The organism is Clostridium facile (assembly GCF_014297275.1).
Classification (GTDB): Bacteria; Bacillota; Clostridia; order Oscillospirales; family Ruminococcaceae; genus Massilioclostridium; species Massilioclostridium facile.
The window spans coordinates 497871-511370 of the sequence record NZ_JACOQK010000001.1 but is presented as its reverse complement, the minus strand read 5'-3'; the positions used below and the strand labels follow the sequence as shown (position 1 = coordinate 511370).

10 protein-coding genes are annotated in these 13500 nt (G+C 42.6%); 2 read left to right on the top strand and 8 right to left on the bottom strand.

Features of this window, described 5'->3' with window-relative positions; all coding sequences use genetic code 11:
* Positions 1 to 10 precede the first annotated feature (10 nt).
* From H8Z77_RS02130 to H8Z77_RS02095, 8 genes are all read right to left on the bottom strand, one after another.
* Positions 11 to 601 (bottom strand): electron transport complex protein RnfA, encoded by a 591-nt coding sequence (locus H8Z77_RS02130; RefSeq protein WP_069988445.1) that lies wholly within the window; start codon positions 599 to 601, stop codon positions 11 to 13.
* A complete protein-coding gene (rsxE, locus tag H8Z77_RS02125) occupies positions 601 to 1254 on the bottom strand; it encodes an electron transport complex subunit RsxE (RefSeq protein WP_069988444.1) in 654 nt (217 codons plus the stop codon). Before rsxE ends, H8Z77_RS02130 begins: the two co-directional genes overlap by 1 nt.
* Complete coding sequence (locus H8Z77_RS02120; RefSeq protein WP_186996030.1) at positions 1254 to 1811, bottom strand: RnfABCDGE type electron transport complex subunit G; 558 nt, start codon at positions 1809 to 1811, stop codon at positions 1254 to 1256. The genes rsxE and H8Z77_RS02120 overlap by 1 nt, the downstream gene beginning before the upstream one ends.
* Positions 1811 to 2725 (bottom strand): RnfABCDGE type electron transport complex subunit D, encoded by a 915-nt coding sequence (locus tag H8Z77_RS02115; RefSeq protein WP_186996029.1) that lies wholly within the window; start codon positions 2723 to 2725, stop codon positions 1811 to 1813. Before H8Z77_RS02115 ends, H8Z77_RS02120 begins: the two co-directional genes overlap by 1 nt.
* A gap of 27 nt (positions 2726 to 2752) precedes the next feature.
* Entirely contained in the window at positions 2753 to 4066 is a 1314-nt protein-coding gene (gene rsxC, locus H8Z77_RS02110; RefSeq protein ID WP_083256420.1) for an electron transport complex subunit RsxC, read from the bottom strand.
* A gap of 374 nt (positions 4067 to 4440) precedes the next feature.
* Positions 4441 to 4962 (bottom strand): Gx transporter family protein, encoded by a 522-nt coding sequence (locus tag H8Z77_RS02105; protein ID WP_186996028.1) that lies wholly within the window; start codon positions 4960 to 4962, stop codon positions 4441 to 4443.
* Positions 4959 to 5327, bottom strand: a complete 369-nt coding sequence (locus H8Z77_RS02100; protein ID WP_069988440.1) for a NusG domain II-containing protein — start codon at positions 5325 to 5327, stop codon at positions 4959 to 4961. Before H8Z77_RS02100 ends, H8Z77_RS02105 begins: the two co-directional genes overlap by 4 nt.
* Positions 5324 to 6367, bottom strand: coding sequence for an FAD:protein FMN transferase (locus H8Z77_RS02095; RefSeq protein ID WP_186996027.1), 1044 nt, complete (start codon positions 6365 to 6367; stop codon positions 5324 to 5326). The genes H8Z77_RS02100 and H8Z77_RS02095 overlap by 4 nt, the downstream gene beginning before the upstream one ends.
* A 139-nt stretch (positions 6368 to 6506) precedes the next feature.
* Here H8Z77_RS02095 and H8Z77_RS02090 point away from each other — a divergent pair, with 139 nt between their 5' ends.
* Positions 6507 to 6977, top strand: coding sequence for an FMN-binding protein (locus H8Z77_RS02090; RefSeq protein ID WP_186996026.1), 471 nt, complete (start codon positions 6507 to 6509; stop codon positions 6975 to 6977).
* Positions 6978 to 7454: 477 nt separating this feature from the next.
* Entirely contained in the window at positions 7455 to 13394 is a 5940-nt protein-coding gene (locus H8Z77_RS02085) for a family 78 glycoside hydrolase catalytic domain (RefSeq protein WP_186996025.1), read from the top strand.
* The last annotated feature ends 106 nt before the right edge of the window (positions 13395 to 13500 follow it).

The following is a 13500-nucleotide window of genomic DNA, read 5'->3' as shown; positions in this document are numbered from 1 at the left end:
TTTCTCCCTCCTAACCAAAAATATTTTCGATGATGCCGCCAAATCCCATAAAAGATACCGCTAAAATAGAGGCGGCGATCAGGGTAGATGGCATGCCACGGAACGATTTTGGAATATTGCAGTTCTCCAGCTTTTCCCGGATTCCACTAAACAGCACCAAAGCCAGCAAAAAGCCGATGCCCGCGCCAAACGAGTTAACCAGGGATTCCAACAGAGTATATTGGCTATCAATATTCAAAACAGTCACACCAAGTACAGCGCAGTTTGTGGTAATCAAAGGCAGGTAAACCCCCAAAGCGTGGTACAATGGTGGCAAAAACCGTTTCACCACAATTTCAACCAGCTGCACAAACATGGCGATAATCAAAATAAACGCGATTTTATTCAGGTACTCCAGCCCAAATGGTTTGAGCAGGTACATATAAACCGGATAGGTGATCAGAGTAGACATTACCATAACAAAGGTTACGGCAAGGCTCATCCCTACGGCGGAATTCAACTTTTTAGATACCCCTAAAAACGGGCAGATCCCCAAGAATTTCGCCAATACAAAGTTGTTGACAAAGATGGCGCTGAAAAAAATCATTAACATGTTTTCCATTATTCAGCACCTCCGCATCCATTGCACCCTTCACAGGATGGACAGGCTTTTTTCTTTTTGGCAACCTTGCCTTTGGTAAGTTTATTCACCACAGCAATGACAATCCCCATGACAAAAAATCCTCCTGCTGGGTTGATAAAAATCGTCATTGGAGGGATGGATTCTGGCAAAACCTGTAGATTAAACCAGGTACCAACCCCAAAAATTTCACGGATGGACCCAATCACTACTAAAGCCAGGGTAAATCCAAGTCCAGTTCCCAGAGCGTCAATCGCGGATTTCCCAACGGAATTTTTGCTGGCGAATGTTTCCGCCCGCATCAAAATAATACAGTTTACCACAATCAACGCCACATATAACCCCAACGCTTTATTTAAATCTGGAAAATACCGTTCTAACAAAAAGCCAATGATGGTTACAAATCCGGCAATAATGACAATATACGCTGGAAGCCGTACTTCCCCAGGAATGACTTTTTTCAGCAGCGAAATTACAATATTGGAACCAAGGAGTACAAACGTAGTTGCCAACCCCATACCAATTCCATTGGAAGCCGCTGTGGTAACAGCCAAAGAAGGGCACATGCCAATCATTAAAACCAAAACCGGATTTTCTTTGATTAAACCGTTGATAAAAATCTTCATGTTGGACATTATTGTCCCCCTCCTTCCTGTTCTTTCCCCTCTTTTACCAGGGATAATGCTTCTATTGCGGTATTTACACCAGTGGTAACCGCTTTCGAGGAAATGGTAGAACCTGTGATAGCATCTACATTTTCTCCGATTGTAGCGGTGCCCTGCAAGCCCGCGAACTGTTTGGTAAATTCGTCCCCTTCGGTTACTTTTGTCCCGATGCCGGGGGTTTCCTGGGCGCTGACAATCGCCACGCCTTTCACGCTGTCATCGGATTGGAACCCCACTACCAGTTCCATTTCTCCACCGTATCCAGTGGAGGTGACGCCAATCACATATTCGCCATTTTCGGTTTTCGCAGCTCCAGTTACTTCTTCTGGATAGTTGTCATTTAAAATTGTGGTGAGCTGGTCAGTACCCATCAGCTCGGTTGCCTTTGCGGTAGCGGCTTCGGATAAGCCCACAGTTTCCGGCAGTTTGGTGAGGTTGTACACCACTGATACCACGCCGGAAATTACAATCGCAATGGCAACTAATACCACAGTGGGACGGATAATATGTTTTGCTGTGTTTGCCATTATGATTTCCTCCCCACTGGTTTTAGTTTTGTGCCACGGTCAATAAATGGCACAACCATATTCATAATTAAAATTGCGAAGGAAACCCCTTCTGGATAGTTGCCGAACTGCCGAATCAACACTGTCATTACGCCACAGCCCAAAGCAAAAATAATCTTCCCTTTTGTGGTAATTGGCGAGGTAGCATAGTCGGTTGCCATAAAGAACGCCCCCAACATTAAGCCCCCTGCGAAAATCTGCTTTACTGGGTCTTCCCCTAACAAGAAGGAGAATGCAAATACGATTCCGATGTACACCAAAGGGGTAACTGGATTGATCACACGGCGGATGATCAAATAAACGCCACCGATAATTAGTGCCAAAGCACAGGTTTCTCCAATACATCCCCCTACATTTCCAAAAAACAGTTCTGAAACAGAATATTTACTCAAATCAACCAGAGGGGTTGCCCCTGCAATCGCATCTGGATTGCTGCTAAATACCGGAGCCTCCCAAGACGTCATCTGGGTGGTAAACCCAACCAGAAGCACAACCCTAGCGGCAATGGCTGGATTGGCAAAGTTCTGCCCAATTCCGCCAAACATCTGTTTTACCAATACAATTGCAATAAACGCACCGATTACTGTCATCCAAAGGGGAAAATTGACTGGTAAGTTCATTGCCAGCAAAAGTCCCGTTACCACAGCGCTTAAATCTCCAATGGTATTGCTGCGTTTCATTAATTTCCGGCACGCCCATTCAAAAAACACACAAGAGACAACCGAAACTGCAGTTACTGCTAAAGACCGTATCCCCAGCAGCACCGTCCCTGCTATCAAAGCTGGAACCAGTGCAATAATCACATCCAGCATAATGGAACGTGTCGTATTTTTCGCCCTAATATGCGGTGATGGCGACACAAATAAATTTTCCAACAAAGTTCACTCCATTCCAAATTTCTCTTATTTTTTCGTGGCTTTTTTCACCAGTTCTTTTGCCAACTGGTTTTTCTGCGCCAGATTCCTTTTTGCTGGACAGATATAGGAACAACAACCACAATTGATGCAAAGGTTCACCGAAAGCTTTTGCAATGCCTCCGCATTTCCCGCGTCATAAGCGATTTCCAAGCTCCGAGGCATTAGCCGCACAGGACAGACCTGGGAACACTTCCCACAACGAATGCAGGCAGTCGTTTCCGGCAGTTCCGCCATGGATTTGGAAAACGCCAAAATCGCGTTGTTGTTTTTGATAATCGGGGTGGATAAATCCTCAATTGCTACCCCCATCATTGGTCCACCACAGATAATTTTTTTTGGCTCCTTGGTAAAACCACCGCAAAAATCAATCACATCCTGGATGGAAGTCCCAATGGGGACACGCACATTTTGTGGGTTGGCGATACAATCCCCATCCACTGTCAAACGCTTCGCGGTCAATGGCATACCTGTTTCTAGATAGCGGCCCAGTTTGGAAATCGAGGTGACATTCATCACAATAACACCAACATCAGCTGGAAGCTGCCCCTCTTTTACAACCCTGCCTGTGGTGACATAAATCAGCACTTTTTCCGCCCCTTGCGGGTATTGTGAGGTCAAAGACATCACCTGTATCTCTGGAATGCTATCGGTCAATTGTCCCATCAATTGCAACGCCTGTTTTTTGTTGTCTTCAATGCCAATAATCACTTTTTTGATCCCAAGATAGGTCTGAATCTGCTGGATTCCCTTTACGATAGCAGAGGCGTTTTCAATTAATTCCCGGTTATCCGAGGTGATATACGGCTCACATTCCGCCCCATTAATAATAAGGGTATCCACTTTCCCTTCCTCAAATGAAAGTTTTGTATGAGTGGGGAATCCTGCCCCACCAAGTCCGACCATACCATTTTCATACACCGCCTGGATAAAATCCTCCTTAGTACGAATCACAGGGGGTTTTACGGTTTCGCTCACCGTTTGCAGGCCATCTGATTCAATCACCACAGAAGGGACGGAATTTCCTCCAAATGTAGTATAGTCTTTTAACGCAATTACCTTGCCCGAAACACTGGAATAGATCGGGGCAGAGAGTTGATCCCGGTTTTCACCGATTTTCTGTCCTAACTTGACCTCATCCCCCACTTTTACCAACGGAATACAGGGGGCACCCAAATGCTGTGTCATTACAATGGTAACTTGTTTTGGCGCAGGCATACGAACCGTTTCCATATCCGCCGTATTTTTATGGTGCTTTAACTTAACGCCCGGCAACCTTCTTATTGCTTTTTGGATAGACAAACCTTTCACTCCATTTCTATAAATAATAAAGCAAAATCCTCTGCAGCTTCTACAGAGGATTACCCCAAACAATCAAAAATTAATGTTTCGTTCGAGTTTAGGCAGCTGCATTCCCCAAACTTTTTATTTCATAAAAAACAAAATACAAGGATGGATAACATATCATGTTATTGATTACAAACCTGTCCTACCACATCCATCCTCAACACTTACATTTCCTTTTTGCAAGGAAACCATGCAGCTGATGTTTTTATTAGGATATGACTGGAAGTTTTGTTAAAAATTTAAGTTTATTTTATCATAAACCGTTCATGAAGTCAATCAAAATTAGTTAAAACTTTTGTAGATTGTTATCTAAATTTGATTTTTTCCTTTTATTTTTTTGTATTTGATGATAACACCTGACGGTGCAGGATGGGCAATACTACCTGTAGGAGTTTCCCTGTTATTATCCCCATAATTACGCCAGAAATTACTAAAACCGGCGTATATGCCCAAACAACCTGGTTTAACAAGATGCTTGCACCCAACAGCTGCCCGATATTATGGAAAATCCCTCCAAAACAGCTCGTAAAAAAGGCGGAACAATGGAATACTTTTGCCAAAAGCAGCATGATAAGAAGAGAACATATCCCACCGCATGCCCCTAAAAACGCCGCTGTAACCCCTCTTGTTAGCAAAGCAAAACCAAATTTTAATAGCAACAGAATCCCACTGTACCCTGTCCCAAGGTAAAATAGACAGTACATAACTACAATATTGGATAAGCCCAACTTAATCCCTGGTACGGCAACTACCAAAGGTGGAATCAGATTCTCTAAAAAAGACAAAACCACTGCCAGGGCAAACAAAAGTGCCAACTGGCAAAGCTGTTTGACTTTAAGATGTTGTTTCATGTTTTATCCTCCCCAGATAATTGAATGTAAAACCGGTTTGGCATACAAACTGCCCGATCTCCGGATTTGGAGAGCCAACCGGTATGTTCACAGATTTTATCTGGACAATCCACCTGGTAAAACCGGATTTGATGGTCTTTGATTTCCACATGTACTCGTCCTTGTTCATCTAGTGTTAAAATTTTATCCTCTGTATCCGACAAAGAAATTTTTTCCACTAACTGGTCGTTTTGGTAGATTTCTGCATACAACGCAGGTTTTTGATACAGCTTTTGCCAGGCAAAAATGCCAGCACAAACTCCTACAATAAGTAAAATTATAACAATTTCAACGATACGTATTTTCTGGTTCTTGTTTTGGTTCATTTTGTCCCTTCTATCTGATATTGGGATGCTGCCTCTTCTGACAATTGGAATTGGTTTTTCAAGGAATCGCTGATCAAAACCTTCCCTTGCGTGTCAATGGCAATTACTTGATAATCCTGCAAATGCTGTTCTACATAATCCTTGCCCATGATAAACAGCCAGGTGGAAAGAAAATCTGCCTCTATCCCTGTATCTGCTACTACTGTAATCCCCATCAGTCCGGTTTGGGAGGGCGAGCCTGTCCGAGGGTCCAGGATATGATGGTAACGGATACCATCCTGTTCAAAATACCGCTCATAATCCCCCGATGTCCCTACAAAACAATCAGATACTTGTAAATTACCAATCAAGTCATTAGCTGTCCCTCTGGGATCACGGATTCCCAACTGGTATGGTTTACCATCCAACTGAGTCCCTTTCACATAAATACTACTATTAGCAGAAAATATAGCTGATTTGACGTTTTGTATATTATAAATTTCTGCTGCCTGGTCAGAAACAGCTCCTTTTACGATGCCGCCCAGTTCTATTTTCGTTCCTGGTTTTGCTAACCGGACAGCACATCCTTCCCGGTCCAATTGTACATTTTCCCATCCAACGGTTTCCATCGCCTGGTCAATCTGCTGTTGAGTTGGAACTTTTGGGTTTTCCCCAGTAATCCCCCACAAATCAATCAGCGTACCCATGGTAATGTCAAAAACACCATCACTTTGTTGGCAGTACTGGAGTGCCCTCTGCAACAGGTCAAAAGTTTCCCGACAAACCGGCACCCATTCTCCATTGGATTGGTTAATCTTGGATATTTCCGATTCCAGTTGGTAGCTGGAAAGCCTCTCATCTGTTTGGCGCATCAAGTTGGATACCTGCTGGAATGCCTCCTTGCAGTTGGTTCCATGTCCCGTTTGTGTTACCAGGCTATCCAAAGCAAAATCAGTCTGCTCCACCTTTTTCGTAGTAGCTGACTGTTGTATCCCCATCCACAGGAGCGCAATACAACAGATTACTACCAAAACAGAAAAAAATATTTTTTTTAAGTTCATTTTTTATTCCTATGCCTAAATTTTTATTTCTATAATATAGATTATTTCTAAAATAGTTACATTTAATCATAAACAATTGGAATAATAAAGTCAAGCAAACCAATGCTTTTATCATTCTAATAAAGATAGGAGAATATTCATGAAACGAAGTTTAACAATATTATTCACTGGCATCGTTGCGTTGGGGTGTTTGACAGGATGTTCTGGAAAAGATACTGTAGACACCAATACTGTTTACCATGCGGAATACGCCAACCCTGTCCACGGATATATTCCATTTGTGGATTTAACTGTAGATGCCAATAAAAAAATTACCAGCATCACCTACAACTGGAAAAAAGAAGATGACAGCTCTGCTCTAAAATCGGATGATGAGGAATACGCCAAAACCTGGCGGAGCGTCAATCCCGATATGGATCAGAATGTAGCCCGGGAAAACCTGATGAACCAATTACAGGAAAAACAGGACATTTCCAAAGTAGACACAGTGGCCGGCGCAACCATGGCATCCACTGAGTTTAAAGAGCTCGTCAGCAAATTAATGAAAGAGCGAGTGCAAAAAGGGAACAAAAAAGAATTAATCATTGACAATTCCACCAGCAGCACCTGATCCACTCTAACCAGGGAAACCAAATTGGTTTCCCTTTTTTGATTGATGTTACGATATTATGAAACTTCTTATAAAGCGCTATAGGGGAAATTTTTTCATTCGACAAGAAAGGGATCAAAACAAAAAATAATCCATTTTATAGGAGATATTATCCAAACTATTTTTGTAGTTTTCGGTTTTTCTAAAAAAATTTAATGTAACATATTACATAATAAAAAACATCAATTGACATTTCTCAAAAAAATGATATAGTATAGTTATACGAAAACACTCCAATATGGGAACACGTTTTAATAATTAATGTAAATTAATTTTTATTGTAACCTTAAATCAGGTTATCCATTGATATTTTCTTTTCTAAATAACGACAAAGGGGGGCAGTTGCTACAGGGGAGGAAAAGAGATACCAATTGTTAACAAATAATGAATGAAGTTGCTTTTTATACTTAGTTATAAAAAGAGCAAAAGGAGAAATGTATGGGTAAAACAAAACGCTTTTTAAGCATTGTTCTTACTCTGGCAATGGTATTGGGCATAATGGTGCAACCGGGATTATTCCCAGCAGCTGCAGAATCTACCAACAGCCATGAGTCTCCCTATATCCAGTCGGACAACTGGATTTGGAGTAGTGATACAATCACCAAAAACAGTGTTTCTTATTTCAGACGCAGTGTGGACTTAAAAGAAATGCCAACCAGTATTGACATTAAAACTTCCGCACATAACTATTTAAAATTCTATTTTAATGGGAACCTGCTCTCTGGGCTTTGTTCCCCAGCAACTTCTACCATCCCAGACAACAAAAACTATTTGCATTATACCCTTACTGGTGATGAGTTGAACCAGCTGTTAGACCAGGCAAATCCAACCCAGGTTGCTTTTGCTTCTATGGTACAATACCTGGGCGATGGTGGTATGAACTACATCAATGGTGTGCCTGGCTTCTGGGCAGATATCACTGTCACCTATGGGGATAATTCCACCGAAACCATTGTAACCGATTCCAGCTGGGACGCATTGGCAGAAACTCCTTTTAAAGGAAACACACCAAGCCAACAAAGCCGTAGGATGACAGCACAGTTGGATTACGACGCGCAGAAAATGCCTGACCCTCTGGCATTTGCCCGCTATGATTATGATACTACTTCCTATACCGCAGGAAGCTGGGTGGATGCTATCCCTGCAAAAACCGAAGCTTCCACATGGAAAATGCGGGAACAGCAGATTCCAGAAGGTACTGTGCATGAAATGATTACCCCAACCCCAGTTGGCGTACAGGAACCAGGGGTTCAGGTATTCGATGTAGGCAAAATTGTATCTGGTTTCCCACGGATTAAAACCTCCGCACCAGCAGGTACCCGTATTTGTATGCGTTATTCCGAAGACCTTACCGCGGACGGCCGTGTAAAACACAATGTTGCCAATGAAGGTAGCGAAAATTACTGTGACTATTACACCTTCTCTGGTAACGGTGTAGAAGAATTTTGTCCGGACTTTACTTACAAAGCATTCCGTTATGTAGAAGTCGTTGGACTGCCAGAAATGATTGACCCATCCGAATTCCAGGTAGAATGGGCTTCTTCCGGTATTGAAAACACCTCTACTTTCAGTTCTTCTGATGATATGGCAAACAAAATTTATCAGATGTGCATCAACACCCAGTACAACAACACCCAGAACATGCCTGTTGACTGCCCTCACCGGGAACAGTCACAATACCTGGGGGATGCTCAAATGCAGTACGATTTATTCTCCTACGCATTTGCTTCTGATTACAGCGATTTCCTTTATAAAACATTGCTGGACTTCTCCGGCGCACAGCATGAAAATGGACAATTCCCATTTATTACACCTACCACGGTAGAAAACTTCTCAAATCAGATTCCAGAATATGATATGCGTTACCCAGACCTATTGTATCAATACTATTATTATACTGGAAAAACTGACGCTTTAGAGGAATTTTATGAGGTAGCGGAAAAAGCCGCAGCCCATTGGGAAGAATACATTGACGGCACCGGTTTGATGACAAAACCTCCACTTTGGTCCATTAGTGACTGGCCATCTTCGATTGTCGATGACTCTGGTAAATATCAAACTACTATGAATTTACATATGTATGATGTGTTTGATAAAATGTCATTGATCTCTGAAGTACTTGGTAAAGACGCAGAAGCAGCTAGCTATCGCCAAAAAGCCGAAGATATCAGCGCAGCAATTACCGCTAACCTGATTGACCCAGAAACCGGTATTTATATGGACAGCTATGGCAGCGAAAAACGGAACCCAGGGGTAACCGCATTTGCGATTTTCCTCGGACAAGCTCCGGAATCCCTGCGCACCCAGCAGCTGGACTATATCGCAAAAACAGAATTGGAATCCACTTCTGTATTACCTTCTAAAGTTATCCTGACAAAACCAGTCCTCCATGTTCTGCTTCAAGGTAACGACTCCCACAAAGAAGCAGCTTACGAGATCATGACCCGTACTACAGGGTTAGAATGGGGCCGTATGGTTGCAGATGGATATCAGACTTGTTGGGAAGGCTTTGAAACAATCAACTCCCACAGCCATGCTTGGACTGCTTACCCAGCAAAAATGTTCCTGGCTTATCTGGCTGGTATCACTTATAACGACGTCAACTACACTGGCGTTCAGGTAAAACCTTACTTACCGGCAGACCTGAGCTATGTGGAAGGCAGTCTGGAAACACCAGCAGGGGAAACAATTGCTGTACGGTTGGATAAAAATCAAGACAACAGCAAATCCCTGAATGTAAACACACAAGTAGCCGCACGCATTGGTGTTCCACGCTTTGATATGGAAAACACCACTGTTTCTTTGGACGGAACCGTTCTGTTTGAAGATGGCGCTGCTACCAACACAGTAGAAGGCATTACCTATGTGGGTAACGACGCGCAATATATTTATTTTGACGTAGTTGCTGGCAACTACACCTTTGATTCCGCTGTAAAACCAGCAGGTACAGAAGAAAGCTATACCTTAACAGTTAACAGCAACGAAGGCGGAAAATTGCTTGTAAACGGAAAAGAAATTACCACTCCATATACCCAAACGATCGCAAACGGGGAAGAAGTATCCATCGAAGCTATCGCAAATGATGGCATGGTATTTGATGGCTTTAGCGGCACTTACGCTTCCTTTGAAAACGCAATGACCTTTACTATGGGGGCAAATGCCACTATTGATGCTTCCTTCTCTGAAAAAACAGATAAAACATATCGTATTGTAACAATTGATGCTCCAAAAGATTCTGGATTGTATGTACAAACTGGTGATAAAACAATTGAACTTCCAGCAAAAATCCCAGTGGTAGAAGGCGAACCTGTCACTTTAACCGCAGGGGAACAAGAAGATTCTCGTTGCCGGTTTATCGCATGGTCAGGTGACCTGTTCAGTTCCAAACGGGAAATCACTCTGGATGGCAAGGAAAATGTAAACCTTACTGTAATTCCAGAATATATTGGGGAAGAAAATTTAGCTTACAATAAACCTGTAACCGCTAACAATTCTTATTCGGAAGGCCAATCTTGGGATCCAACCAACCTGACCGATGGCTATACCACAGTTGGGCCAAATGGACAGCTTGGATTCACCTCACAGGCATATACAAACCAGGATATCACCGAAACTCCTCACGAATTAGTGATCGATTTGGGCAGGGACCGTAATTTTGACACCCTTGTCCTCTATCCTAGAACAGACCAAAAAGGTGATAACGGAGAAACCCTTTGTTTCCCAGAAAGTTATCAAGTTTCTGTTTGTGAAGATGGCTCTACAGAGTATAAAGAATGCAAACAGGTAACCGATGGTGACAATCCAATGGGACAACCTGTTACATTGGATTTGGGTACACAGCATGGACGTTATATTAAAATAACTACTACAAAATTGGGTTCACCTGTAACAGAAGGTGGAAATTTAAAATACCGTGTACAATTGACAGAACTGGAACTGTACAACAACGACCAAAGCACCAGCGAATTTGTGTTAAACATTGAAGCAGAAGGTGGAGATGGTTCTGTAAAAGTAAATGGTACTGTAGAAAAATTACCATTAAACCGCACCTATCCAAAAGGCAGCAATGTTGTAATTGAACCTGTTGCAGGTACTGACTACCGCGCGGAAGGCTTTAGTGGAGATTTAACAACAGGCCCAGAACCTGTTTATGTTGCAATGAACCGTGATTACAGTTTAATTGCCAACTTTAAATCCACTATTGCCGCCAAATCCGATAACCTGGCATTGGGTAAAACCGTAACTGCTGCCAACTCGGATGGCGCAGGCGCACAATGGGGTCCTGACAAATTAACAGATGGTTTACAAACTTCCACAGGTTCTTCCGCAGTAGACGGCGTGAAAGGTTATACTTCCAAAAACTATGCCTCCGCCGATGTTTCCAACGAAGATTTGTGGATTGAAATCGACCTTGGAAAAGATACCGATTTCCACCAGATTATGCTTTACCCACGTACTGACGTAGCTGGCGCAAATGGTGGTACAGAATCTCCAAACTTCCCAGTGGATTACCGCATTGAATACAAGATGGACGGTGATAATATTTACCGTACCATTGGGGATTTCAAAGATGTAGAAAATCCACAGGGTCAACCAGCAGTACTAGATTTTGGCATCCAAAACGGACGCTATATTCGTATTATTCCAACCAAACTTGGTTCTCCTGCAATCGACGATGTAGGTGGAGCACGTCCTTATCGGTTCCAGTTATGCGAAGTAGAAGTTTACGCAGTTCCAGCGGCACCTGATAATATGGCAACATCCGCTGAAATTACCGTAAAAGACTTTGCTGCCAACGCAGGCGCATGGAGCATTTCCAACTTAACAGATGGAAAACTGCGTTCTGAAGGCCGTGGTTCGGAAGGCGGTATTAAAGGCTTTACCTCAGCGGCACGTCCAAACGGACAAAACGATATCTCCGCCGACCCATTCTGGATGAACTTTACTTTTGATAGCCCACAGGATATCAACCAATTTGTAATGTACCCTCGTTCTGACGTTGACGCAAACGAAAAGAACTCTGGTGATTCCGCAAACTTCCCAGTAGACTTTGATTTACAGGCGAAAAATGAACAAACAGGTGAGTTTGAAACCATCTTTACCATTAAAGATTGTCCAAACCCAGGTATGGCACCATATGAAATTAACTTTGATACCGTTCATACAACCACCTTACGGCTGGTTGTTTACAAACTTGGTATGCCATCCTTTGATGAAATTTCCAAAGCTCACTATGTACAGTTGGCTGAAACCCGTGTTTCCTATGTTACAACAGAATCCATCAATATTGGTGATATTAAAGTTGATATGGTAGATGCTCCTGACATCATCACCACCAATACGGATTCCGTTCAGCTGAACGCAAATGTTACCCCATCTGATTTGGCGAACAACAATATCCGTTGGAGCATTGAGGATGAAAATGGATTTGTATCAGATATTGCGGATTTGATCGGCACAGATACAAATACACCTATCCTGGTACCTCGTTCCGCTGGTTCCGCTTATGTAGTAGCACGTTTCACCAACGGCTTACCAGTAATGGACCGTATCCCAATTACCATCGTAGAACCAATCAATGCAAATAAAGATATTTTAAACAAAGTAATTGCATATGCAGAGCAACAAAAAGCATCTGATGAATTCAATAATGTCATTGCGGATGTACAAAAATCCTTCAATGCAGCATTGGATGCAGCAAAATTAGTCGCAAAAGATGAAATGGCAACCCAAGAAACTGTAGATGCAGCATGGAAAGCACTGATGACAGAAATCCATAAACTGGGCTTTGTCAAAGGTGATATTACTTCCTTAGAAGCTCTGGTTGCATTGGCAGAAGGTTATGACATGAATGACTTTGTAGAAGCAGGTCAGGCAGAATTCTTAGAAGCGTTGAAAGCAGCGCAAGATTTATTAGCGGATAAAGACAATGCAATGCAAGCAGAAATCGAAACAGCAGAAACCAATCTGTTGAACGCGATGCTGAACCTGAGATACAAAGCGGATAAATCCATCCTGGAAAAAGTAATTGCGGAAGCCAACGGCAAAGATGCGAACGCATATACAGCGGAAAGCTATGCAGTACTGCAAGCAGCAGTAGCAGAAGCGAACGCAGTGATGGCGAATGAAAACGCAACCCAGGAAGAAGTAGACGCAGCAGTAACAAGTGTACAAGAAGCGATGAAAGGTCTAGTAGCAGTAGAAAAACCATCTACCGAAACACCAGATGACAACAAAGCGGATAGTACACAAACAGGGCAAGAATCTACCACAACAAAAGCAAACGCAGCCAAAACAGGTGATGTTGCACCAATCGCAGGAGTAATGGCACTGGTATTGGCAGGCGCTGCAGTAGTAACCCTGAAAAAGAAAAAATAGTACTTTTTTATATAAAAAAGCTTATTTTTTCATTGTGCAAGTGAAATAAAAAATCCTGATGTGGATGGTTCATTCCATCCGCATCAGGATTTTTCTTGCTTTTTGG

Excerpts from the sequence above, each read along its gene's own strand:
- H8Z77_RS02130 (WP_069988445.1), bottom strand. The coding sequence starts at position 601 with ATGGAAAACATGTTAATGATTTTTTTCAGCGCCATCTTTGTCAACAAC.
- rsxE (WP_069988444.1), bottom strand. The coding sequence starts at position 1,254 with ATGTCCAACATGAAGATTTTTATCAACGGTTTAATCAAAGAAAATCCG.
- H8Z77_RS02120 (WP_186996030.1), bottom strand. The coding sequence starts at position 1,811 with ATGGCAAACACAGCAAAACATATTATCCGTCCCACTGTGGTATTAGTT.
- H8Z77_RS02105 (WP_186996028.1), bottom strand. The coding sequence starts at position 4,962 with ATGAAACAACATCTTAAAGTCAAACAGCTTTGCCAGTTGGCACTTTTG.
- H8Z77_RS02100 (WP_069988440.1), bottom strand. The coding sequence starts at position 5,327 with ATGAACCAAAACAAGAACCAGAAAATACGTATCGTTGAAATTGTTATA.
- H8Z77_RS02095 (WP_186996027.1), bottom strand. The coding sequence starts at position 6,367 with ATGAACTTAAAAAAAATATTTTTTTCTGTTTTGGTAGTAATCTGTTGT.
- H8Z77_RS02090 (WP_186996026.1), top strand. The coding sequence starts at position 6,507 with ATGAAACGAAGTTTAACAATATTATTCACTGGCATCGTTGCGTTGGGG.
- H8Z77_RS02085 (WP_186996025.1), top strand. The coding sequence starts at position 7,455 with ATGGGTAAAACAAAACGCTTTTTAAGCATTGTTCTTACTCTGGCAATG.